General features: G+C 72.2%; 17 protein-coding genes and 1 pseudogene. 11 read left to right on the plus strand and 7 right to left on the minus strand.

Annotated elements, in window-relative coordinates:
* Positions 1-148 precede the first annotated feature (148 nt).
* The 7 genes and pseudogenes from OG488_RS29160 to OG488_RS29190 all read left to right on the plus strand — a co-directional run bounded on the left by OG488_RS29160 (position 149) and on the right by OG488_RS29190 (position 7,719).
* Positions 149-3,055: a Na+/H+ antiporter subunit A gene (locus OG488_RS29160; protein ID WP_329233968.1), complete on the plus strand. Its 2,907-nt coding sequence runs from the start codon at positions 149-151 to the stop codon at positions 3,053-3,055.
* Positions 3,052-3,606 (plus strand): annotated as a pseudogene (locus tag OG488_RS29165) (Na(+)/H(+) antiporter subunit C); the annotation flags it as partial. The gene OG488_RS29160 and the pseudogene OG488_RS29165, both read left to right, overlap by 4 nt.
* 278 nt (positions 3,607-3,884) lie before the next feature.
* Entirely contained in the window at positions 3,885-5,543 is a 1,659-nt protein-coding gene (locus tag OG488_RS29170) for a Na+/H+ antiporter subunit D (RefSeq protein WP_329233971.1), read from the plus strand.
* Positions 5,540-6,166 (plus strand): Na+/H+ antiporter subunit E, encoded by a 627-nt coding sequence (locus tag OG488_RS29175; RefSeq protein WP_329233973.1) that lies wholly within the window; start codon positions 5,540-5,542, stop codon positions 6,164-6,166. The genes OG488_RS29170 and OG488_RS29175 overlap by 4 nt, the downstream gene beginning before the upstream one ends.
* Entirely contained in the window at positions 6,163-6,486 is a 324-nt protein-coding gene (locus OG488_RS29180) for a monovalent cation/H+ antiporter complex subunit F (RefSeq protein ID WP_329233975.1), read from the plus strand. The genes OG488_RS29175 and OG488_RS29180 overlap by 4 nt, the downstream gene beginning before the upstream one ends.
* Positions 6,483-6,884, plus strand: a complete 402-nt coding sequence (gene mnhG, locus OG488_RS29185) for a monovalent cation/H(+) antiporter subunit G (protein WP_329233977.1) — start codon at positions 6,483-6,485, stop codon at positions 6,882-6,884. Before OG488_RS29180 ends, mnhG begins: the two co-directional genes overlap by 4 nt.
* A gap of 103 nt (positions 6,885-6,987) precedes the next feature.
* Positions 6,988-7,719: a CDP-alcohol phosphatidyltransferase family protein gene (locus tag OG488_RS29190; RefSeq protein WP_329233979.1), complete on the plus strand. Its 732-nt coding sequence runs from the start codon at positions 6,988-6,990 to the stop codon at positions 7,717-7,719.
* Here OG488_RS29190 and OG488_RS29195 read toward each other — a convergent pair.
* Positions 7,688-8,137 carry an adenylyltransferase/cytidyltransferase family protein gene (locus OG488_RS29195; protein ID WP_329233981.1) on the minus strand — a complete coding sequence of 150 codons (450 nt, stop codon included), beginning with the start codon at positions 8,135-8,137 and terminating at the stop codon, positions 7,688-7,690. The two genes, OG488_RS29190 and OG488_RS29195, sit on opposite strands and share 32 nt — an antisense overlap.
* 118 nt (positions 8,138-8,255) lie before the next feature.
* Between OG488_RS29195 and OG488_RS29200 the strand changes: the two genes are divergently transcribed.
* Genes OG488_RS29200 through OG488_RS29210 form a run of 3 tightly spaced genes read left to right on the plus strand, consistent with a single transcriptional unit; the run spans position 8,256 to position 12,501 of the window.
* The gene (locus OG488_RS29200; protein WP_329233982.1) at positions 8,256-9,578 is read left to right on the plus strand and encodes a glycosyltransferase; all 1,323 of its coding nucleotides are present in this window, start codon (positions 8,256-8,258) and stop codon (positions 9,576-9,578) included.
* Positions 9,575-11,260: a lipopolysaccharide biosynthesis protein gene (locus OG488_RS29205; RefSeq protein ID WP_329233984.1), complete on the plus strand. Its 1,686-nt coding sequence runs from the start codon at positions 9,575-9,577 to the stop codon at positions 11,258-11,260. The genes OG488_RS29200 and OG488_RS29205 overlap by 4 nt, the downstream gene beginning before the upstream one ends.
* Entirely contained in the window at positions 11,257-12,501 is a 1,245-nt protein-coding gene (locus tag OG488_RS29210; RefSeq protein WP_329233986.1) for a hypothetical protein, read from the plus strand. The genes OG488_RS29205 and OG488_RS29210 overlap by 4 nt, the downstream gene beginning before the upstream one ends.
* Here the strand turns inward: OG488_RS29210 and OG488_RS29215 are convergent.
* Positions 12,470-14,011, minus strand: a complete 1,542-nt coding sequence (locus tag OG488_RS29215) for a hypothetical protein (protein ID WP_329233988.1) — start codon at positions 14,009-14,011, stop codon at positions 12,470-12,472. The genes OG488_RS29210 and OG488_RS29215 overlap by 32 nt on opposite strands.
* A gap of 108 nt (positions 14,012-14,119) precedes the next feature.
* On the opposite strand from OG488_RS29215, the gene OG488_RS29220 reads away from it, so the two are divergent.
* Complete coding sequence (locus tag OG488_RS29220) at positions 14,120-15,277, plus strand: glycosyltransferase (protein WP_329233990.1); 1,158 nt, start codon at positions 14,120-14,122, stop codon at positions 15,275-15,277.
* A gap of 12 nt (positions 15,278-15,289) precedes the next feature.
* Here OG488_RS29220 and OG488_RS29225 read toward each other — a convergent pair whose 3' ends face one another.
* Genes OG488_RS29225 through gmd form a run of 5 tightly spaced genes read right to left on the minus strand, consistent with a single transcriptional unit; the run spans position 15,290 to position 22,854 of the window.
* Positions 15,290-16,117 (minus strand): glycosyltransferase family 2 protein, encoded by an 828-nt coding sequence (locus tag OG488_RS29225; RefSeq protein WP_329233992.1) that lies wholly within the window; start codon positions 16,115-16,117, stop codon positions 15,290-15,292.
* Complete coding sequence (locus OG488_RS29230; protein ID WP_329233994.1) at positions 16,114-16,815, minus strand: hypothetical protein; 702 nt, start codon at positions 16,813-16,815, stop codon at positions 16,114-16,116. The genes OG488_RS29225 and OG488_RS29230 overlap by 4 nt, the downstream gene beginning before the upstream one ends.
* Positions 16,812-19,067, minus strand: coding sequence for a LamG domain-containing protein (locus tag OG488_RS29235; protein ID WP_329233996.1), 2,256 nt, complete (start codon positions 19,065-19,067; stop codon positions 16,812-16,814). Before OG488_RS29235 ends, OG488_RS29230 begins: the two co-directional genes overlap by 4 nt.
* Positions 19,064-21,844 (minus strand): LamG-like jellyroll fold domain-containing protein, encoded by a 2,781-nt coding sequence (locus OG488_RS29240; RefSeq protein ID WP_329233998.1) that lies wholly within the window; start codon positions 21,842-21,844, stop codon positions 19,064-19,066. Before OG488_RS29240 ends, OG488_RS29235 begins: the two co-directional genes overlap by 4 nt.
* A complete protein-coding gene (gmd, locus tag OG488_RS29245) occupies positions 21,841-22,854 on the minus strand; it encodes a GDP-mannose 4,6-dehydratase (RefSeq protein WP_329234000.1) in 1,014 nt (337 codons plus the stop codon). Before gmd ends, OG488_RS29240 begins: the two co-directional genes overlap by 4 nt.
* Positions 22,855-22,930 lie beyond the last annotated feature (76 nt).

Raw genomic sequence — 22,930 nt, forward strand, 5'->3', positions numbered from 1 at the left:
GGCGTCCTGTGACCACAGCGGGACGAGAGCCGACCCCCACCGACCCGGACCGTAACCAGCGGACCGGTCGCCGCGCGGCGCGCCGGACGGGTGAACCGGGCCGGGGGATATATCTGTATTCGGTGGCCTTTGCTCCGGACCCCTCGTCGTGATCGCGCTCATCGTCAGCCATTTCGTCCTGGCGGCCTGCGCGAGCCCGCTGGTGCGGCGGCTCGGCAGGCTCGCCTTCGTCGTGCTCGCCCTGCCGCCCGCCGCCGCCACGGTGTGGGCCGCCACCCGATGGGCGGGCGCGGCCGACGGGAAGGCCGTCACCTGGTCCTGGGAGTGGATCGGCACGTACGACGTGTCGGTCGCCCTGCGCCTGGACGCGCTCGCCGAGCTGATGGTGCTGCTCGCGGCCGGGGTCGGCATGCTCGTGCTGCTCTACTGCGCGTCCTACTTCAGTGACGACACGCCTCAACTGGCCGCCTTCGCCGGGAACCTGCTGGCCTTCGCCGGCGCGATGCTGGCCCTCGTCCTCGCGGACGACCTGATCACCCTCTACGTGTTCTGGGAGCTGACCACGGTCTTCTCCTACCTGCTGATCGGCCACACCAGCACACGCAAGCAGAACCGGCGTTCCGCCCTCCAGGCCCTCACGGTCACCACGCTGGGCGGCCTGGCCATGCTGGTCGGCTTCCTGATCCTCGGTCAGGCGGCGGGCACCTACCGGATCTCCGCGATCGTCGCGGACCCGCCGGAGCCCACCCTCGCCGTGTCCGTGGCCGTGGTCCTCGTCCTGTGCGGGGCCCTGTCCAAGTCGGCGATCTGGCCCTTCAGCCTCTGGCTCCCGAACGCCATGGCCGCACCCACCCCCGTCAGCGCCTATCTGCACGCCGCGGCCATGGTCAAGGCCGGGGTCTACCTCGTGGCGCGGCTCGCCCCCGGCTTCGCCGACATCCCCGTCTGGCGGCCCGTCGTCCTGCTGCTGGGGGGAGCCACCATGCTCCTCGGGGGCTGGCGGGCCCTGCGCCTCAACGACCTGAAGCTCGTCCTCGCGTACGGCACCGTCAGCCAGCTCGGCTTCCTCACCGTGCTCGCCGGGGCGGGCAACCGTGACGCCGCGCTCGCCGCGGCCGCCATGATCCTGGCGCACGCCCTGTTCAAGGCCGCGCTGTTCCTCGTCGTCGGCATCGTGGACCACGCGGCCGGCACCCGTGATCTGCGCGCGCTCTCCGGTCTCGGCCGCACCATGCCGTTCCTCTGCGCGGTCGCGGTGCTCTCCGCCGCGTCCATGGCCGCCGTTCCGCCGCTCCTCGGATTCGCCGCGAAGGAGGCCGCCTTCGAGGCGATGCTGAGCGGCGGGACCGCGGACCGCTGGGCGCTGGCCGTTCTCGTGGCCGGCTCGGTGCTGACCGTCGCGTACACCCTCCGCTTCGTGTGGGGGGCGTTCGCCCGCAAGGCCGGCGTCACCGACACCCCCGTCCACCGCGCGGGCGTCGCCCTCGTGGCCCCGCCCGCCGTGCTGGCCCTCGCCGGGCTGGTGCTCGGCCCGGGCGTCGGGTGGACGGACCGCCTCTTCGCCGCGTACGCCGATGTCTTCCCGGCCCCGGCCCACGCCTACCACCTCGCGCTCTGGCACGGATTCGGGACGGTCCTGCTGCTCTCCGCACTGGCCTGGGCGGGCGGTGCCGTGCTCTTCGCGGGGCGCGGGACGGTCACCCGGGTCTCCCGGCGCATCGCCTGGCCCACCGCGGACGGTGTCTTCGGGCACCTCCTGCTCGGCCTGGAGCGCCTGGCCCTCCAGGTCACCGGATTCGTCCAGCGCGGCTCCCTCTCCGGCTATCTGGCCATCACCATGGTGGTGATGCTGACGGGCCAGCTGGCCGTCCTCTTCACCGACCGTCCCTGGGAGGGCGCGGTCGCCCCCCGAGTCTGGGACACACCGCTCCAGGGCGCGGTGGCCGTCCTCACCTGCGCGGCCGCCCTCTCCTGCATGACCGTCAGCCGCCGGATGAAGGCCGTCGTCCTGGCGGGACTGACCGGGTACGGGACGGCGCTGCTCTTCGTCGTGCAGGGGGCCCCCGACCTGGCGCTCACCCAGTTCTGCGTCGAGACCGTGTCGATGATCGTGTTCGTGCTGGTCCTGCGCCGGATGCCGGTGCGCTTCGAGGAGTCGATCGGCACCTGGCGGCGGCTGGTGCGGATCCCGGTGGCGCTGGGCGCCGCGGCGACGGTCGGCGTGGCCGTGTGGGCGGCCGGCGCGGCCCGCATCGCCGAACCCGCGGGCGCCGCGATGGTCGAAGAGGTCGCCCACCACGGTCTCAAGGACGTGGTGGCCACCATCCTGGTCGACCTGCGGGCCTGGGACACGATGGGGGAGTCCGCCGTCCTCGCGGCGGCCGCCATCGGGGTGACCAGCCTCATCTACCTGCACCGTCGCGGCGAGACGTCCGTCAACAGGGACGAACTGCGGGGGGACGAGACCGCGTGGTCGCTCTCGGGCCGACGGCTCAGCGGCCTGCCGCAGGGCGACGACACCGCGCCCGAACGCAGCTGGCTGGCCGCCGGATCCACCCTCGCGCCCGAACACCGGTCCGTCGTCTTCGAGGTGGTGGGCCGGCTGCTCTTCCATCCCATCCTCGTGCTCTCCCTGTACCTGCTGTTCTGCGCGGAGAACATGCCGGGCGGCGGCTTCGTGGCCGGGCTCGTGGCAGGACTCGCCCTCATCACCCGCTACCTGGCGGGCGGCAGGTTCGAGCTCGCCGAGGCCGCGCCGCTGCAGCCCGGACTCTTCACCGGTCTCGGCCTGTTCGTGTCCACCGGAGTCGCCCTGGGCGGCCTCCTGGAGGGGACGGTGCTGCACGCCTGGACCTACTACGGGCACCTGCCCGTGTTCGGCGACTACCACCTGAGCAGCTCGGTCCTCTTCGACTTCGGTGTCTACCTGCTGGTCCTGGGTGTGGTCCTGGACATCGTCCGGGCGCTGGGCGCCAAGATCGACCGGCAGATCGAACGGGCGGCGGGCGCGCTGGCCCCCGCGTCGGACACCGGGACCGGGGGGCCGAACCGATGATCATGAGCGTCTCGCTCCTCGTCACGGCGGTCGTCCTCTGCGCGGTCGGCGGCATCCTCATGCTCACCCGGCCTCTCACCCGCATCCTGCTCGGCGCGGTGATCGCGGGCAACGGCATCAACCTGCTCGTCCTCTCGTCGACCGGATCCGCGGGTGCGGCACCGCTGCTCTACGGCGCCCCGCTGCGCCGGATCACCGACCCGCTGCCCCAGGCCATCGCCCTCACCGCCATCGTCATCACGCTGGCCACCACCGCCTTCCTGCTCGCCATGGCCTACCGCAGCTACCAGCTGACCGGCACGGACGAGGTCCACGACGACCTGGAGGACCGCCGCATCTACCTGCGCGCGGAAGTGCTGGGGGAGCGGGCCGAACTCCGCGAGGAGTACCGGGCGGAGTCCGGCCGCTCGCGGAAGGACCGCGCACGCTACCGCCAGGAGCACCGCCGGCTGCGCGGCCGGCTGCGTGCCGACCGCGCCCTGCAGGCCCGGGGGCGCGATGCCAGTGGTGACCTGTGGCACGACGTGCTGGGAGCCGATCCGGAGGACTACGTGAACCACCGCCCCGACAGCACCGGACCGGAGCCTTCCGGCCGCACATCGGAGGGTCCCGCATCCGAGGGTCCCGCATCCGAGGGCCCCGCACCCGAGGGCCCCGCACCCGAGGGCCCCGCATCCGAGGGTCCCGCATCCGAGGGCCCCGCACCCGAGGGCCCCGCACCCGAGGGCCCCGCATCCGAGGGTCCCGCATCCGAGGGCCCCGCACCCGAGGGCCCCGCACCCGAGGACGGCCCCGGGACCTCCGACGGCCCCGACAGGGGAGCCGCCGGATGAACGCGCTCGTCCCGCTGCCGGTCCTGCTGCCGCTCTGCGCCACCGGGCTGAGCCTCGCCTTCGGTACCCGGCTCGCGCGCTTCCAGCGGTTCATCAGCGTCGCCGTCCTCACGGCCGTCCTCGGTCTCTCGGTGGCGCTGATGATCGCCGCCGACCGCCAGGGCCCCCTCTCCGTCCACCTCGGGGACTTCGCGCCGCCGCTCGGCATCACGCTGGTCGCCGACCGGCTCTCCGGGCTGATGCTGACCGTCTCCTCGGCCGTGACCCTCTGCGTGCTGGTCTACTCACTCGGCCAGGGCATGGCGGACCGGGACAAGGAGACGCCCGTCGCCGTCTTCCACCCCGCCTACCTCATCCTGGTCTCCGGGGTCTCCCTCACCTTCATCGCCGGCGACCTCGTCAACCTGTACGTCGGCTTCGAGATCATGCTGGTCGCCAGCTTCGTCCTGCTCACGCTCGGCGGGACCGGGCCCCGGATCCGGGCCGGATCCACGTACGTGATCATCTCGCTGTTCTCCTCGATGCTGTTCCTGACCGCGATCGCCATGACCTACGCCGCGGCGGGAACCGCCAACTTCGCCCAGCTCGCCCTCCGGCTGCCCGAACTCCCCCTCGGCGTACAGACGCTGATCCAGGCGCTGCTCCTCACCGTCTTCGCCGTCAAGGCCGCCGTCTTCCCCCTGGCGGCCTGGCTCCCCGACTCCTATCCGACGGCCCCCGCGCCCGTGACCGCCGTCTTCGCCGGCCTGCTGACCAAGGTCGGCATCTACTGCATGCTGCGGGTGGAGACCCTCCTCTTCCCCGGGAACCGGCTCGGCGACCTGCTCATGGCCGTCGCCCTCGTCTCGATGATCGTGGGCATCCTCGGAGCGGTCGCCCAGACGGACCTGAAGCGGCTGTTCTCGTTCACCCTCATCAGCCACATCGGTTACATGGTCTTCGGCATCGGTCTCGCCACGCGTGACGCGTACGGCGGTGCGATCTTCTACGTCGCCCACCACATCACCGTCCAGACCACCCTCTTCCTCGTCGCGGGACTCATCGAACGCCGGGGCGGCACCAACGAGCTCACCCGGCTCGGCGGCCTGGCCCGATCCGCTCCGCTGCTCGCGGTGCTGTTCTTCGTCCCCGCGATGAACTTCGCCGGGATCCCCCCGCTCTCCGGCTTCATCGGGAAGCTCGGACTCATGCGGGCCGGAGTCGCGGACGGCAGTGCCTGGGCCTGGGTCCTCGTCGCGGGGGCGACCGTGACGAGCCTGCTCACCCTCTACGTGATGGCCAAGATCTGGAACCTGGCCTTCTGGCGCGCCGAGCCACCGGGCCAGGCCGCCTACGGCACCGTCCTGGAGGCCGCCGACGACAGTGACGACGACGACGCCGACACCGGGCCCGACCGCATTCCGGGGACCGGTGACGAAGGGGTGGTGGTGACGGCCCGAGGCCCGGCCGGGCAGACCGTGGCCGCGACCCTCCAGGGAAGGACCGTCACCACCACGGTCCGCCCGCCCTTCGCCATGACCGCGGCCACGGCCGGCGCCGTCCTGCTCGGGCTCGCCTTCACCGTCCTGGCCGGTCCGCTGACGGCCTTCACCGACCGTTCGGCCGCCGAGCTCATCGCACGCCGCCCCTATGTGGAGGAGGTGCTCGGCCCGTGAGGCGCCTGATCACCCTGTCGCACCGCAATCCCGACCTTCCCCCGTACAGTGTCGAGTTCGCCGGCCGCCGGCGCCGGGTGCTCGATCTTCCGCTGATCGCCTGGCTCACCCTGATCTGGGTCCTGCTGTGGTCCACCCTGACCTGGGCGAACGTCGTCACCGGCGTGGTCGTCGCGGTCGTCGTCTGTCTGGCGTTCCCGCTGCCGCAGGTCGATCTGGGGCTGCGGCTGCACCCGTGGGGCATCCTCCGGCTCGCCGCCTACCTGCTCTACGACATGTACACCTCGGGGGTCGAGGTCACCCGGCAGATCTTCGCCGGCCGTCCCCACCGGCCCGCCGTCATCGGCGTCCCCCTGCGCTGCCGCGGTGACCTGATGCTCGCCGCGACCGCCGTCACCGTGTCGAACGTGCCGGGTGGCGCCGTCATCGAGGTGCGCAGGGCCACCGCCACGCTCTTCCTGCACGTCCTGGACGCGGACAGGCCGGAGGAACTGGAGGCGGCCCGGCGCTCGGTCTGGAAGCTGGAGGAGCTGACGGTACGGGCGTTCGGCACCCCTGACGAGATCGCGCGGGTGTCCGAGCCGCCGCCCGAGGGGCCCGGCGGCGGGGAGGAGACGTCATGAGCGGACCCGAGACCGTCGACCGGGTCCTGATGACCGCCGCCGTGGTGCTCATCGTCGTCGCCGGGGCGCTGCTGCTCGTCCGGATCAGCCGGGGGCCCTCGATGCTGGACCGGGCCATCGCGCTCGACGTCTGCGCCGCCGTCATCATCGCGGGCCTGGGCGCCAAGTCCGCCTTCGCGCGCGACTCGTTCTACTTCCCGATCATGCTGGTGCTCGCGTTCCTGGGCTTCACCGGATCGGTCGGCATCGCCCGCTTCATCGCCGTACGCGACAAGCCGCTCGCGCGCCGGAGGCCCACGAGCGAGGAGGGACAGCGGTGAACGTCTTCCTGCAGGTCACGGACACGGCCGGGGCCGTCCTCGTGTTCATCGGCGCGGCGATCTGCCTGCTCGGGGTGGTCGGCATGCTGAAACTGCCCGACGTCCTGTCGCGCAGCCACGCGGCGACCAAGCCGCAGACCCTCGGCCTGCTGCTGGTGCTGGCGGGAGTCGGTCTGAGGCTGCGCGGCGGCATGGACCTGGCGACGCTGGGCCTCATCGGCTTCTTCCAGCTGATGACGGGCCCGGTGGCCGCCCACCTGGTGGCGAGGTCGGCGTACCGGACGGGCCAGATCGAGCGCGGCGAGCTGCTCTTCGACGATCTGGACGCCCAGCTGACCGATCCGGAACCGGAGCGGGGGACGGGGCCGCGCCCGGACCCCGGCGGCCGGCAGGACTGACCCTCCCCCGCCCCGGGCGGTCCGTGAAGTGCCGCGTACCCGTCACGTGGACGCGCCGGGTCTGCGATGATGCGGCCGGGAACCACCGGGCGCTGGGGGGCGTATGTCGGGTACGGGAACGGTGCTGCGCGAATTGCGCGGCGCACAGAAATCGTCCAAGGGCGTGTCGCTCTACTCGCGGTACCTGAACCGGCCGGCCGGGCGCCTGCTGGCGGCGGGCGCGTACCGAGTCGGCCTGACGCCCAATCAAGTCACGCTGGTCAGCGCGGCGTTCACCTTCGCGTCGATCGCCGCCGTGGCGCTCATGGAGCCGTCCTGGTGGCTCGGGGTGCTCGTGTACGCGGGCCTGGTCGTCGGTTTCGCCTTCGACTCGGCGGACGGGCAGCTCGCGCGGCTGACCGGGCGGGGCGGGCCGGACGGGGAGTGGCTCGACCACGTCGTGGACTGCGCGAAGATGATCCTCGTCCACAGCGCGGTGCTGATCTCGTTCCACCGGTTCGGCGCACTGCCCGGCGAGGGCTGGCTCCTCCTGCCGCTCGGCTTCCTCTTCGTCGCCGTGCTCACCTTCTGCGCGGGGCTGCTGCGGGAGCAGCTCGGCAAGGCGGCCGTCCGTACCGCGCCGGTGGCCGCGGGGCCCGCGGCCCCGGTGTCCCGGGTCCGCGCCGTCGCGCTGCTGCCCGCGGACTACGGGGTGTTCTGCCTGGTCTTCCTGCTGCTCGGCGCACCCGGCGCCTTCCGGGCCGGGTACGCCGTGCTCGCGGCCGTGCACGCCCTGTTCCTCGTGGCGTTCCTCGCCAAGTGGTTCAGGGAGCTGAAAGCGCTCCGGGCCGGCTGACGAGCACGTCGAGTGCCCGGCGCAGCTGGGTGCTGGACGTGTGCACGGTGTACGGGAAGTAGACGACCTCCACGCCGACCTCGGCGAAGTCGCGCTCCAGGCATTCGCCCTTCTCCGTGCCCCGCCAGTCGTCGCCCTTGAAGATGACGTCGAAGCGGACCTGCTGCCAGGTCTCGACCTTGTCCGGGACGGTCTCCACGAACGCCGCGTCCACATAGCGCACGCTGCGCACGATCTCCAGCCGCTCGGGCAGCGGGATCACCGGCTTGTGGCCCTTGGCCAGCGCGGCCATCTCGTCGGAGACGACCCCGGCCACCAGGTAGTCGCACTGGCTGCGGGCATGCCGCAGGATGTTCAGGTGGCCGACGTGGAACAGGTCGTACACCCCCGGTGCGTAACCGACTCTGTGCTGCACCATCCGTTCTCTCCCCCCACGGTGGAACTGGTGCAACGACCTTACTGTGAAGAACACTTGCGCAACCCGTGAACGGATAAGCTCAAAGAAGAGGCTGTTCCGGGGGGAAGGCGATCATCCGTTGTCCGCTGCTGAGCATCAGAAGCCGTTCGAGAACCGCAGACTTCTCGTCGTCTCCACCAACTACGCCCCCGAGCTGACGGGCATCGGGCCGTACGCCACCCAGCTCGCCGAGCACTGGGCGGCGTCGGGCGCCAGGACCGAGGTCCTGACCGGCATGCCGCACTACCCCGCCTGGCGGGTGGACGAACGCTACCGGGGGGTGTGGCGGCGGGCGGAGAGCCGCGAAGGGGTGCGCGTGCACCGGCGGCGCCATTATGTGCCGCCCCGTCAGACCGCCCTGCGAAGAGGCGCGTTCGAGGCGTCCGTGCTCGTCCACGGGCTCCTCGCCCCGCCGCCGGGACGTCCCGACGCGGTGATATCCCAGATGCCGAGCCTCGCGGGCGGTGTGATCGCGGCGCGGCTGGCCCGCCGCCACCGCGTCCCCCACATACCCGTCGTCCAGGACCTGATGGGCGCCGCCGCCGCACAGAGCGGCATCCGCGGCGGAGGCAGGGCCGCGGCCGTCGCCTCGAAGGCCGAGCGGTACGCGCTGCGCGGCGCGGCCCTCGTCGGGGTCATCCACGAGAGCTTCGTCGAGGGCGTCACCGCCCTCGGCGTGGATCCCGGCCGCATCCGCGTGGTCCCCAACTGGACCCATGTGCGCAGCCCTTCGGCCGACCGCGCCGCCACCCGCGCGCGGCTCGGCTGGCCCGAGGGCACCCCCGTGCTGCTCCACTCGGGGAACATGGGCCTCAAGCAGGGGCTCGACGTCCTCGTGGACCTGGCGCGGCTGGCCCCGGACGTCAGGGTCGTGCTGATGGGCGACGGCAACCAGCGGGACGGACTGCGCGCGCGGGCCGCCGGGCTGTCCAACCTCGACTTCCTCCCGCCGGCGGGCGCGGACGACTTCACCGATGTGCTCGCCGCCGCCGACGTGCTCGCGGTGACCCAGCGGGCCTCCGTGCTCGACATGAGTGTGCCGTCCAAGCTCACCTCGTACTTCGTCTCCGGACGACCGGTCGTCGCCTCCGTGGCCGACGAGGGCGGCACCGCCGACGAGGTGCGCCGCTCGGGCGCGGGAGTCCTGGTGGCCCCCGAGGACCCGGCCGCGCTCCTCGCCGCCGTACGCACGCTGGCCGCCGATCCGGGGGCGGCCCGGGCGCTGGGGGACCACGGCCCCCGGTACGTCGCACAGCACCTGAGCAGGGAGGCGGGCCTCGCCCGCTTCGACGCCCTGCTCACCGAGGCGCTCGGGGACGCACGAGCCGGAACAGCACGAGCCGGAACAGCGCGAGGCGGAGACGCGCGAGCCGGGGACACACAAGGGGGAGCACGCCGATGACACATCCGATCCGGCCCGTGGACGACCACGACGAACCGGCGCTGCTGCGCGACCAGTTCCGCCAGCTCCTGCGCTACCGCGCCCTGCTCGCCGCGGGTGTCGTGGTGGGCCTGCTCGGCGGGGGTTTCCTCGCCCTGAGCGGCGACGACACCTACACCGCCAGCGGCGAGGTCCAGGTGCGCTCCGCGACCGCCGATCCCTTCGCGACCGGGGCCTCCGCCGACAAGGGCATCAACATCGGCTCGGAGCGGCAGACCGCGGTCAGCGACACCGTGGGCGACCTGGCCGCCGGCACCCTGCTGAAGAAGGGGGACGACGTCACCGCCAGGAAGCTGCTCACCGGCCTCCAGGTCACCAACCCGCCCAACACGCTCACCCTCCGCTTCTCCTACACCGGGGCCACACCCGAGCAGGCCCGCTCCCGCGCCGAAGCCCTGGCCAATGCCTACCTGGCGCACCGCAAGGCGCGCACCGAGGAGAGCATCGACAACATGGCGAACGGCTACCGCGCCCAGCTCGAACCACTGGAGGAGAAGCGCGACCTCCTGGAGGAGCGGGCCGGGGTCGACGGCGACGACGTCAGCAGCGCCCGAGCCAACATCATCGTCTCCATCTCCGAGCTGAGCCGGAAGATCTCCGAGCTCAAGGCGCTCGACACCACCCCCGGCTACCTCAACAAGAAGCCCGTCGCCCCCACCGAGCCGGCCGGAGCCGGTCTGCCGCTGCTGCTGGGGCTCGGCGCCGTCGTCGGTCTCGCCCTCGGGCTGCTGCTGTCCTGGGTGCGGCTCGTCTTCGACCCCGCCGTACGCTCCCCGCGCGAGCTCGTGCGCTCCCTCGGAGCCCCGCTGCTCGGCACCCTGCCCAGGGAGCGCGCCGCCGTGGGCACCCTGCTCGCCATCGGGCGCAGCGGCTCGCGGCTCGCCGAGGAGTACCGCGCGGTCGCCTTCCGGCTCGCCTACGACCCGTCCTTCGCGGAACGGCGGCGGCTGCTGGTCACCGCACCGCGCGGGGACAACGCGGCGGCGGCCGCCGCCGCGGTCAACCTGGCCGCCGCCTTCGCCGAGATGGGCCGTGACGTCCTGCTCGTCGAGGCCGATCTCCGCACCCCGTCCCTGGCCCGGGATCTGGGACCGGCCGCCCATGAGGTGCGGCCGCCGCGCTGGGCCGCCGAAGAGGGGGACCGCAGCTGGCCCGCGGGTGGCAGGTCCAACGTGGACGTCCCCGGCTCCGGTGCCTTCGCCCTGGTGGCCGGCGCCACCGCGGACAACGTGCCGCGCGCCCTGACCTCCGCGTCCGTCGGGCGCATCGTCGCCGAGGCGGACCGCCCCGGCGCCGTCGTCATCGTCCTGGCACCGCCGGTGCTGTCCTACGCCGACGCCGTCGCTCTCGTGGACCGGGTCGAGGGCGTCATGATCGTCTGCGACCCCCGCGAGGTGCACCGCAGCGACCTGGAGCGCATCCGGGAGATCATCGGGGCCTCCGGCGGCCAGGTGCTCGGGGCCCTGCTCCACCCCGGCCGCAGCCGGCTGCGGCGCGCGGACCGCCGGTCCACGTCGGCCCGGCGCCACAGCGGCGGGGGGCCCCAGGGCCCGGCCGTCGAGGACGACGCTCCGGAGGTCACAGGGGACCCCTCCGAGACGATGGGCCTGCGCTCCTTCACCCTGCCGGGGGCGCGCCGGTGAGAGCCCGTACCGCGATCCTCTGCTCGGTCGCGGACCAGGGCGTGGCCGCGCTCACCAACATCCTGGTGCTCGTGGCCGCCGCCCGGCTCTCCACCGTGGCCGACTTCGCGCGCTTCTCCGCGGTCTACCTCGTCTTCACGGTGCTGCTGGGCGTCTCCGGCGCGTACAGCGGACAGCCCCTGGTCCTGCGGCGCGGCGACGGCGAGGGGATCCGGGGGGCCTGCCGTTCGGCCGTCGTGTTCACCGTGGCCGTCTCGGCCGCGCTGGGGGCGCTGCTGGCCGCCGTCTGTCTGCTCGTCCCCGGGGACACCGCTCGTGCCCTGACGATGCTCGGCCTCGTCCTGCCGGCCGTGCTCGGCCAGGACGCCCTGCGCTACGCCTTCTCCGCCCTCCAGCAGCCCCATCTCGCCCTGAGTGCCGACGTGGTGAGGCTTGCCTGCGTCCTGGGCGCCCTCTCCGACCAGGAGTACGGGGCGAGCCCCGCCCGGCTGATCGCGGTCTGGGGGCTGTCCGCCCTGCCGGCCCTCCTGCTCTCCGCCGTGCTGCTGCACCGCAGGACCGCCGGGTCCTCGACGCGGTTGCGTCCGATGCTCGGGCGCGGCCACCTCGGGAAGCGCTTCGTCGTCGAGTTCGGCGTCGGCAACGCGACCAGCCAGCTCTCCGTCCTCGGCCTCGGCGCCGTGGGCAACCCGCTGCTGGTCGGCGCACTGCGCGGGGCGACGACCCTGTTCGGGCCGCTCAACGTGCTGTTCACCTCCGCCACGTCCTTCGGCCCCCCGCTGCTCGGCCGCATCGGCGACGAGAGGCGCCGGGTGCGGGCCGCCGCGGGACTCGCCGCCGTCCTCGCCGCCACCGCCGCCCTCTGGGCGACCACGCTGGCCCTGCTCCCCGAGAAGGCGGGACGTGAACTGCTCGGCGACACCTGGCCGACGGCCGCCGCCCTCCTCCCGGCGACCGGCAGCCAGTACGCGGCGATGGCCGTGGGCACGGCCGGACTTCTCGCCCTGCGCATGCTCGACCCGCGTACGACACTGAGCATCCAGGTGGTCTTCTCGCTCACCGCCGTGGCGCTCATGGCGGGGGGCTACGCCCTCGGAGGCGTCCCCGGGGCCGCCTGGGGGCTCTGTCTCGGATCGCTCTGCAAGGCCGCCGCCACCTGGACCAGGGTGGCCCGGATCCGGCGCGGGAAGACGGCGCCCGACGAGGTCGTCACCGCCGACGCGCTGCCCTCTGCTCCTTGAACGTGCTGATCAGCAGCAGACACAGCGCGGCGATGGCCAGCTTCCCCGCCGCCTGCAGGAGCGGGCCGCGCAGCAGGATGAAGGTGTATCCGGCGATCAGCGGCGCGGCGACGGCCAGCACGCTCCCGGGGCCGGGTCCCGCCCGGGTGACGGCCAGCGCGTACCGGCGGTCGGTGCGCGCCACCGCGTACCCGATCAGCGCGAGCCCGCCGATCACCCCGGACGCACCGAAGTCGACCCAGAACTCGGTCCACAGCGGGGCCGAGAGGTTGGTCATCCGCAGCCCCATCCACTGCCCGACCCGGACCCCGGTGTCCTCCGGCTTCCCGCTCCACACCGCACGCGGCACGAAGAACAGCGCGGAGCCCGTCAGCTGGCGGCCGTAGGTGTGGCCCCGGGTGTCGACCCACGAGATGCTGTTGGCGAACATCACCATCTGGTCGTAGTCCTTGGTCACCAGCGGCTCGAAGACCGAGGCCGACTGCGCGGGCCGCTGTCCCGCGTCGTCGTACCGGAACTTGTCGGCGTACGGGAACACCACCAGCGCCCCCACCACCCCCGTCGCCAGCACCACGCGGTAGATCGCCGCACTGCTCGGGAACGCGGTGAACACGAAGGCCAACAGCACCGTCAGGAACCAGTAACGGGCGTTGGATACAGGGTTGTTCACCACCAGGTTCAGCGCCACCAGCGCCACCCACACCAGCACCGTCGACGGGGAGCGCCGCGCCCGGTAGGAGGTTGCCAGCCGGCGGGTGTAGAAGAGCAGCGCCAGCAGCGCCGGGACCTGGCCGAAGCCCTTGACGAACGCCGAGCCGACGTTGGACCCCTCCGAGACCACCCCGCTCGCCGCGACGGTCTCGTTGATCTCCTGCCGGCTGGAGAAGAAGACCGCGGGCCCGCCCAGCTTCATCACGTAGAACGCGCTCGCCGCGAACGCCAGCAGCACCAGCAGCCGCAGTTTCACCGGATGGGCCACGGCCGGTCCACCGCCCGGGCTCCGCGTGGAGGACGTACGGCGCCGCAGCGGGCGCCGCGAGGCCAGCAGTGCCCCCAGGTCGAAGGCGGCACACCCCACCAGGACCATCGCGATGGCCGTGACCAGGTCCTGGCGCGGGCCCACCATCGGCGTCGGCGTCTGCCCGATCACCACCTGGGCGAACGGCGCCACGCCCATCGCGATGTACACGAACATCCAGAAGACGCCCTGGAGGAGCCGCCGCCGGGTGGAGAGGATCATCGTCGCCAGCCGGGCCCCCGCATAGCAGGTCAGCACCAACTGGAGCCAGTACGCGGTGTCCCGGACGCCGCTGCCGGGCTGGGCGGCGATCACCGCGGGCAGGAAGCACACCAGGCCGAGGATGAGCGGCACGGACAGGGCCCGCGACAGCATCGACCAGGCGATCTGCTGCTCGGGCGGCTCCGGGACGCCGCTCCGGCCCCGTGACCGCTCCGGAGGCGCGACCGGGCGGGTGGCCCGCTCCTGCGCCGATGTGTGCACCGACGTCATGCGCCCCCCCGGGATCAGTGAACCGCTGAACACTCTAACGAATCAGCCCACGTGAGGGGGCGCGATGACTAGTCTGTGAAGTATTGGCCGCAGTTGAGGGGAACTCTGGTGAAAATCCTGCATGTTGTCACGCTCCACACTCCGGACCATGCCTTCGGCGGACCGACCCGGGTGGCGTTCAACCTCTCCAAGGTGCAGCGGGCGAACGGCGACGACGCACGCGTCATGGCCCTCGGCGACGGCTTCCCCGACGGTGAACTGCCCAGCCACGTGGAGGGAGTTCCCGTCCACCTCTTCCAGGCGCGGCACGTGCTCCCGATGTTCGAGGTCAGTGGCATCACCTCCGCGGCGCTGCTGCGTACCGCGCGCCGCATGATGCGCGGCGCCGACCTCGTGCACGTCCATCTGATGCGGGACCTGGTGACCCTGCCGGCGGCGCTCCTCGCGCTCGCGACCCGCACACCCCTGGTGGTCCAGACCCACGGCATGATCGACCCCACCGAGAAGAAGGTCGCCCAGCTCACCGACGTCCTCGGGGTCCGCAAGGTGCTGCGTGAGGCCGACGCCGTCCTGCACCTCACCGAGATGGAGCGGGTCGACGTGAACGCCGTCGCGGCTCCCGTGCCGCTCACCCGTACCGTGCGGCTGGTCAACGGTGTCCGCCCGCAGGAGCGCAAGCCCGCCCGCGACCCCGGCCGGCCGCCGACCGTGCTGTACCTCGCCCGCGTCCAGGAGCGCAAGCGGCCCGAGGACTTCATCGCCGCGATGCCGCACGTCCTCGCCCACCACCCGGACGCCCGCTTCGTGCTGGCCGGTCCGGACACCGGCGCGCTGGCCGGAACCCTCGCCCTCGCCCGGAAGCTGGGCGTCACGGACTCCCTCGACCATGTGGGCCCGCTGGAGCACGACGAGGTCATCGCCGCCGGGCGCGAGGCCGATGTGTACGTGCTGCCGGCGATCGAGGAGCCGTTCCCGGTCTCGGTCCTGGAGGCGATGTCGGTCGGCACCCCGGTCGTCATCACCCGCACCTGCGGGCAGGGCCCCGACGTGTCGGGGGCCGGTGCGGGCCGGGTCATCGACAGCCGGGTCGGCGAGGACGCGGCCAACGCCCGTAAGGTCGCCGACGCGATCCTGGAGCTGCTGGAGCCGGAGGCCGCGGAGCAGGCGGGCAAGGCCGCCTGGCAGCTGGTCAACGACCAGTTCACCATCGAGGCCGTCACCGCCACCCTCCGGCGGACCTACGAGGACGTGGTCCGCCGGAGGTGAGGGTCGGGCCTGTCAGCCTCCGGGCCTCTCGCGGGACTTGAGAGCGATCTGCCAGCGGTAGAAGCTCATGGCCAGCGCGAAGTCCAGCCCCGCCCGTCCGTCCAGGAAGCCCCGCCGGTAGACGTACATGTAGGCGAAGGACACCAGCGGCTTGAACGGCGCCTTGTGGAAGAGCTGCCCCTGACGGGACTTCACCTTCCGTACCTGCTCCTTGACATCGGGGTGGTGCTCCAGCCACGCCTCCCAGTCCGAGTACCGGTTGTGGCGCTCGAACCAGGCGGTGACGGGGTCGAGGTCCTGGTGCTCGATGGGGTTGCTGAGCGCCTCGGCCGTCGCGGCGACCGGCTGGTAGTGCCCCTCGACCTCCCCGATGCCGGGCGCGGCGAGGTCGCCGACCTCCGGGTAGTGGCACCGGGTCCGGTCGGTCAGCGACCGCTTGCGGATGGTGTACCCGTGCCGCAGCCGCTTCCCCGAGAACCAGTAGCCCAGCGGTATGTCGTACGCCGCCGGCTTCGGGGCGGCCGGGTCGGCGAAGATCCGCCGCAGCTCCGCCAGCAGCCCGGGGCTGAGCCGCTCGTCGCCGTCGAGCAGCAGGATCCAGTCCAGGTCCGTGCGGACGTTCTCCAGGCACCACTGCTTCTTGCGCGGATGCCCGCCGTCCCAGGTGTACGTGACCACTTCGGCCCCGCACTCCTCGGCGATCTTCGCGGTGTCGTCGGTGCTGTGGGAGTCCACCACGACGACGGCCTCGAAGTGGCCCAGGACCGACTTCACCGCCTCGGCGATGTTCAGGCCCTCGTTCTTCGTGGGGATCGCCACGGCGATGGGCAGCTTGCTCATCCGTTGTCTCCTCGGGGCAGCCAGGCGTAGCAGCCTGTGGAGGTGAAGGTGCGCGCGGACTCCGGGAGGGTGATCTCCACCGTGCGCCCGGTGTCCGAGGACCCCGACGCCAGGGTCTTGCCGTTCGCCCCCGCCACCTGCCAGCTGCAGGCTTTCGTGGGCGAGGGGGCCCTGTACCGGCCCGGCCGGATCTTCGCGTCCTCGTACGTGCCGTCGGCGTACCCGAGCGCGGCCTCGTCGACGAGGTCCTGGTGCTGGGGGCAGAGATGGCTCACGGCCGGTTCCGCGTCGGTGACCTCGCCGGAGACGATCGCGCCGACGGCGATGTCCCGGTCCGCCTTGACCAGGTAGCGGAGCCTGTCGCAGGTCTCCTGTCCCGTCTGGAGCACCGCGGCCGGGTCCATGCCCTTGGGCACGCGGTCGGTGAGGTACTGCTTCTGCTTCTTCGTGAAGGAGCCCGTGGCCGGGGTGAGGTCCCCGGCGGGTGCCTTCGGCGTACGGCTGGACTCCTCGGGCCGCGGGGTGCCGGAAGCGGCCGCCGGGCCGGCGACGGAGGACGTGGGGGAGGCCGCCGCGGACGGCGTGCCGCCGGACGCGGCCTCCCTGTCTCCGTCGCCGGACCCGCCGGACGACCCGCAGCCGGCCAGCACCGCCGTCGCCAGGGCGACGGCGGCACCGGCCAGGAACGGATATCTCATTCAGCCGTCCTCAGGGCGTAGTGCGCGCTGACCGTGGAGGAGTTCAGCGCGGTCGGGTACACGGCGGTCTCGTCGATCTGACCGGCGAAGAAGTTGCTCGTCGGACGGTTCGGCCAGCTGGCGAGGTTGTCGCCGCCGACCCGCCAGTACCCGGGGTAGCTCTCGCTGGAGCTGTACAGGAAGTTCGACGCGCGCAGCTGCCCGTCGACGTACAGCGCCATGCCGCCGGTGCCCTGGGTGGCGACGACGTGGTGCCACTCGCCGTCGTTCCAGGCCCCGAGCGTGGTGACCGTGCGGTACCCGCCGCTGTAGACGCCGAAGACCAGCCGCCCGTTGTTGGCCATGTACACCTGCTTGTCGTAACGGGTGCTGTTCTGCATCGTCAGGTTGCCGAAGCCGATGATCTTGCCGCCCCTGGTGGTGGTGGTCTTGATCCAGGTCTCCACGGTGAAGCGGGTGGGCGGGCTCTGGAGCTTGTTGCTGTAGGCGTAGTCGCTGGAACCGTCGAAGCCGATGGCGGTCGAGGCGCCCGCGATCGCGGCCGGGGTCTGCCGGTAGGCGGGCCCGTTGCGCAGGAAGCCGTTGTTCATCCCGCCCGTGGTGTCCGCCGCGAAGGTGGAGGTGCCCTCGTCGTAGCGCCAGTACAGCGAGGCGCCGTCGGACAGCACCCGCGCCGGATAGGGCTGCGTCGACGCGGCCACGGTCGCGGACTGCGCGGGGGACTTGGCGCTGGTGTTGGTGCCGTCGCTCGCGGTGATGCGGTACGAGTGCGTCTCGCCCGCCGCCACGTCGGTGTCCGTCCACTTCAGCTGCGGCCGGTCCCAGAACAGCGAGTAGCCGGTGACGGTGTGGACGGGTGTGGTCGCGCCGTCCTTGTAGATCCGGTAGGTCAGCTCGCCGTCGTCGGTGTCGAAGCTGGTCTGCCAGTTGACGTCGATCTTCCCCGGGGAGACCGTCGAGAGGCTGACGTTGGGAACCCACGGGGCGCCGGTGTCCGGGCCGTCGGCGAACCGGGTCAGGCCCTGCTGGCCGCCGCCGTTGACGGTGGTGAACTCCCCGCCGACCCAGAGGTAGTGACGTCCGCCCTTGTCGGTCTGCGTCATCACCCGGGGCCCGACGGGCTCACCGATGCCGTCGTTCGTGTCCGGGAACCAGGGCAGGAGCTTCGGGTCGTCGACGGACTGGGCCAGCAGGTGCCTGCGCGGCTGGTCCGGGAAGCCGCCCATGCTGGCGCAGTCGTGGGCGTGGCTTCCGCTGTATAGCACGCCCGAGTGGACCAGGACGGCCTGGGTGGCGCCCAGGCAGGTGTCCCGCCAGCGCTGCTGGTAGTCGTCGAGGTCGATGGCGATCCGGCCGTCGAACACCCCGCCGCCGGTGCCCTCGTTGGCGGTGTAGAGCCCGGTCGCGTCCGACGTGAGGTCCTGCACCGTCGAGGTGTTCGGGATGAAGCCCGGATAGCTCCTGGTGAGCGCGCCCGTGGTGGCGTCCACCACGGCCAGGGCGTGCGAGGTGGTGCCGTTGACGGTGAAGAAGTCGCCGCCGAGCGCCACGTGCTGCCCGTCGGGGGTCACCTCGACCGCCCGCGCCACCTCGTCGGCGTTCGCGGTCCACGGCAGGAGGTCCGCACCCGTGGTGACGGCGGCGAAGCTGTTCCTCGTCTGGCCGCCCACACTGGTGAAGTCACCGCCCAGATAGACGGTGTCCGCGGTCGCGTCCAGCGCCCGCACCGTCGCCGACACGGCGATCTTGAAGTCCTGGCGCGGTGTGCAGGTCGCGGTGTCCACGGCCACGATGTTGCTGACACCGACCCCGTTCACCGCGCCGAACTGGCCGCCCGCGTACAGGGTGTCCCCGTCGGGGGAGAGTGCGAGCGCCCGTACGGTCGCCGTCCCGGAGGAGAGCGTGAACGACAGGCTGCACCCCGTCGGAGCGCCCGTCGCCGCGTCGAACGCCGCGAAGTTGACCGCGGGCTGTTCCGATGTCCCCGCCGGCGCGTCGGGCGGCCGGACGGTGGAGAAGGTGCCGCCGGCGTAGACGACCCCGTCCGTCGCGGCCATCGACCAGACGATGCCGTTGGTCTGCCAGGTGGTGAGGTCGTCGGCCGTGAGGGACACCGGAGGTGTCAGTGCGGCCGCCGGGGAGGCCCCGGCCGCTGTCGCGGTCAGGGCGCCGGCGAACAGGCAGAGTGCGGCGGAGGCGGCCCGTACGCGGCCGCTTCCCCCAGATCTCCGCCCCGTGCTTCCGTTCATCATTCATCTCCGAAGGTGAGGACGAGCTGCGGCCGGTAGGCCGCCGTTGCCTCGCTCGACCAGATGCGGAGACTGTCCGTCCCGCTGCCGGTCAGGGCGAGTGAGGTGGCGGAGCCGAGGGCCCCGCCCAGTGCGGACGCGTTCAGTTCCGCCGAATAGCCGGTGGAGACCGAGGTCGCGCCGCTGATGGTCCCCAGCACGGACGTGGAGAGCGTCGGCCGGGTGTTGTGGGTGACCGCCGATTCGGTCCACGTGCCGGTGACCGGCACGATGCTGTGGTTCTCGGCCGAACCCGCCGTCGAGTCCGACGAGGTACGGAAGGTGAGCCGCGCGCTCCTGAGCACCTGGCCGGCCGCAGCCGGCGGCAGGGTGAAGCGCAGGTAGCCGATGTAGGCCGTGGTGCCGCGCGAGGCGAGCTGGGAGTCGTTGTAGTTCGTGTTCGCCGCCACGCCGTTGACGTAGGCGTCCTCGTCCGGGGCGACGGTGACGGTGCTGTCGCCCGGCCCCGGCGGCGTGCCGGCCAGCTCGTGGTGCTCGGCCACCTGCGCGGCGGTCAGCGCCGACGGGTAGACCGCGGTCTCGTCGACCTGCCCGGCGAAGTAGTCGCTCGTGGGGCGGTTCGGCCAGGCGTTGTTCATGGCGTCGCCGCCCACCCGCCAGAACCCGTTGTACGAGCGGTTCCCGGTCGCCGCGTTCGTGCCGACCGCCTCCCCGTCGACGTACAGCACCATGCCGGACGGTCCCTGCGTGGCCACGGCGTGGTGCCAGTCGCCGTCGTTGTAGGAACCGGCCGAGGTGATGGTGGGCCGGGTGCTGCCGCTCTGGACCCCGAAGGCGAGCCGGCCGTCGTTCGTCAGGTACACCAGCTTGTCGGAGATGCTGCTCGTGTGGCCCCGCGCGGTGCCGATGTTGTTGCCGTAGCCGATGATCCGGCCACCGTTCGCCGACGTGGTGCGGAACCAGGTCTCGACCGAGTAGGGCGACGGCGAGGTGTAGTGATGAAGCCGGTCGCTGTGGACGTACTCGTCGGTGCCGTTGAGGGAGAGCGCGGCGGAACCCGCCACCGCGGACGGTGTGGCCCGGTAGGACGGCGCGTTCACGTACACCCCGCCGTTGCCGCTCTCCGAGGCGTCGGCCGCGAAGGCGCCGGAGGCCTCGTCGTAACGCCAGTACAGATCGGCCCCGTCCGCCAGGACCTCCTCCTGGTAGGGCGAGGCGGAGGACGCGGCGGTCACCGGGGCCGCGGGGGACAGCCCGCTGGTGTTCGTGCCGTCGCTCGCCGTGATCCGGTAGCTGTACGTCCGGCCCGCCACCACGTTCCGGTCGGTGAACGTCAGCTGCGGTCTGCTGAAGAACAGTGACGAGCCCGTCGTCGTGTACACCGGTGTCGAGCCGCCGTCGCGGTAGACCCGGTAGGTCAGCAGGCTGTCGTCCAGGTCCAGACCGCTGCGCCAGCTGACCCTGACCTCACCGGCCCGCGGCGCCGACGCGCTCACCACCGGTACGGTGGGCGCCCCGGTGTCCGGGGTGTTCGCGAACCGCGTCAGTGCCTGCTGGCCGGCCCCGTTGACGGTGGTGAACTCGCCGCCGACCCAGAGGAAGTCCCGGCCGCCCCGGGAGGACACGGTCAGCGCCCGCGGCCCGACCGGCTCGCCGATGCCGTCGTTGGTGTCCGGGAGCCAGCCCAGCAGACCGGGGTCGTCGACGGACTGGGCCGTCAGATGCTTGCGGACCTGGTTGGGGAAACCGCCCATGGACGAGCAGTCGTGCACATGGCTGCCCGCGTAGAGCACGCCCCGGTGGACCCGGAGTGCCTGTGTCGCGCCCTGGCAGGTGTCCCGCCAGCGCTGGTCGAAGCCGTCGAGCTCCATGGCGAGCCGGCCGTCGAAGGAGGCGCCGCCCGCACCCTCTCCCGCCGCGTACCAGCCGTCGGACGCCGCGTCGGTGACGATGTCCTTGATGACGGCGGACGGCGGGATGAAGGAGGCCCCGTAGGCGCGCGTGACGGCGCCCGTGGAGGCGCTGGTCACCGCGAGCGCGTGCGAGGCGGCGCCGCCGACGGTGAAGAAGCCGCCGCCGATCAGGACGCTGTCCCCGTCCGGCGTCACCTTCAGGGCGCGTCCGGGCTGGTCCGCGCCCGGATTCCAGCCGGTGAGCGCGCCGGAGGCGGTGACCGCGCCGAAGAAGCCCCTGGGCGTGCCGTTGACGGTCCGGAAGTCGCCGCCCGCGTAGACGGTGCCGTCCGCCGCGACGTCGAGCGCGCGCACCGTCGCCCCGAACTGGGGGGCGAAGCCGGTGCGCGGACGGCAGGAGGCGGTGTCGATCGCGGTCAGGCCGTTGACGGCCGTCCCGTTGACGGCGTTGAAGTACCCACCGGCGTAGAGCGTGGACCGGTCGGGCGAGACGGCGAGCGCCCGGACCGTGGCCGTGCCGCTGCTGCGGGTGAAGGAGAGCGAGCAGCCGGTGGGCGCACCGGTGGCCGCGTCGAACGCCGCGAAGTTCGCGGCGGCCGTCGTGTTGCTCCCCGCGGGGGAGCCGGCGGGCCTGATCCCGGAGAAGGTGCCGCCCGCGTAGACCACCCCGCCGGCCTCGGCCAGGGCCCAGACGATGCCGTTGGTCTGGTACGTGGACAGGGCGTCGGCGGTGAAGCCGACCGGTGGGGTGAGCGCGGCCGCCGGGGGAGCGGCGACGGACGCGCCGCCGAGCAGGCCCGCGGCGAGCGCCAGGGCCGAGGTGAGGGATCCGGCCCGGTTACGTCTGAGACGTCCGGGCCCTCTCATCGGTCCACCCGGACCGCGGAGCCCGTGAGCTGGTCGCTCAGCAGCCGGATGTCCGCGTCCACCATGATCCGGGCCAGCTCGCGCGACTTCACCTCCGGCTTCCAGCCGAGGAGTTCCTCCGCCTTGGACGCGTCACCGATCAGCGCGTCGACCTCGCTGGGGCGCTCGTACTTCGGGTCGTAGCGGACGTGCTCCGCCCAGTCGAGGCCCGCGTGCTCGAAGGCGTACTCCAGGAACTGGCGGACACTGACCCCCTCACCGGTGGCCACCACGAAGTCGTCGGGGCTGTCGCACTGGAGCATCCGCCACATCGCCTCCACGTACTCGGGGGCGTACCCCCAGTCGCGTACGGCGTCCAGGTTGCCCAGGTGAAGCCGGTCCTGCAGACCGGCCTTGATCCTCGCCACCCCGCGGGTGATCTTGCGGGTCACGAAGGTCTCGCCGCGGCGCGGGGACTCGTGGTTGAAGAGGATCCCGTTCGTGGCGAACATGCCGTACGCCTCGCGGTAGTTGACCGTCGCCCAGTACGCGTAGACCTTGGCCACGCTGTAGGGGCTGCGCGGGTGGAACGGGGTCTTCTCGTTCTGCGGGGGCGGGCTCGCGCCGAACATCTCGGACGACGACGCCTGGTAGACCCGGGTGTCGATGCCGCTGGCACGGACCGCCTCCAGCAGCCGCACCGTCCCGAGCCCCGTGACGTCGCCGGTGTACAGCGGGGCGTCGAAGGACACCCGGACATGGGACTGGGCCCCGAGGTTGTAGACCTCGTCGGGCTGTATGTCCCGCAGGAGGTTCACCAGGGCGACGCCGTCGGAGAGGTCGGCGTGATGGAGCACGAAGGAACGATTCGCTTCCTCGGGCCCCTGGTAGATGTGGTCGATCCGCTCCGTGTTGAAGCTCGACGAACGGCGTATCAGTCCGTGGACCGTGTACCCCTTCTCGAGCAGCAGCTCCGACAGGTACGAACCGTCCTGTCCGGTCACGCCGGTGATGAGTGCGGTTTTGGCCATGACTCCCCCCTTCTGTGGTCGCCCGTAGGGCGATTGGTTCACCGAAATAGCTTGATCTGAGCGGAATGCGACAAAG

The sequence above is a fragment of the Streptomyces sp. NBC_01460 genome (genome assembly GCF_036227405.1).
Taxonomy (GTDB): Bacteria; Actinomycetota; Actinomycetes; order Streptomycetales; family Streptomycetaceae; genus Streptomyces.

Coding starts and splice junctions, on each gene's coding strand:
- OG488_RS29170 (WP_329233971.1), top strand. CDS start 3,885: ATGAACGCGCTCGTCCCGCTGCCGGTCCTGCTGCCGCTCTGCGCCACC.
- OG488_RS29180 (WP_329233975.1), top strand. CDS start 6,163: ATGAGCGGACCCGAGACCGTCGACCGGGTCCTGATGACCGCCGCCGTG.
- OG488_RS29190 (WP_329233979.1), top strand. CDS start 6,988: ATGTCGGGTACGGGAACGGTGCTGCGCGAATTGCGCGGCGCACAGAAA.
- OG488_RS29195 (WP_329233981.1), bottom strand. CDS start 8,137: ATGGTGCAGCACAGAGTCGGTTACGCACCGGGGGTGTACGACCTGTTC.
- OG488_RS29205 (WP_329233984.1), top strand. CDS start 9,575: ATGACACATCCGATCCGGCCCGTGGACGACCACGACGAACCGGCGCTG.
- OG488_RS29215 (WP_329233988.1), bottom strand. CDS start 14,011: ATGACGTCGGTGCACACATCGGCGCAGGAGCGGGCCACCCGCCCGGTC.
- OG488_RS29225 (WP_329233992.1), bottom strand. CDS start 16,117: ATGAGCAAGCTGCCCATCGCCGTGGCGATCCCCACGAAGAACGAGGGC.
- OG488_RS29230 (WP_329233994.1), bottom strand. CDS start 16,815: ATGAGATATCCGTTCCTGGCCGGTGCCGCCGTCGCCCTGGCGACGGCG.
- OG488_RS29235 (WP_329233996.1), bottom strand. CDS start 19,067: ATGATGAACGGAAGCACGGGGCGGAGATCTGGGGGAAGCGGCCGCGTA.
- OG488_RS29240 (WP_329233998.1), bottom strand. CDS start 21,844: ATGAGAGGGCCCGGACGTCTCAGACGTAACCGGGCCGGATCCCTCACC.
- gmd (WP_329234000.1), bottom strand. CDS start 22,854: ATGGCCAAAACCGCACTCATCACCGGCGTGACCGGACAGGACGGTTCG.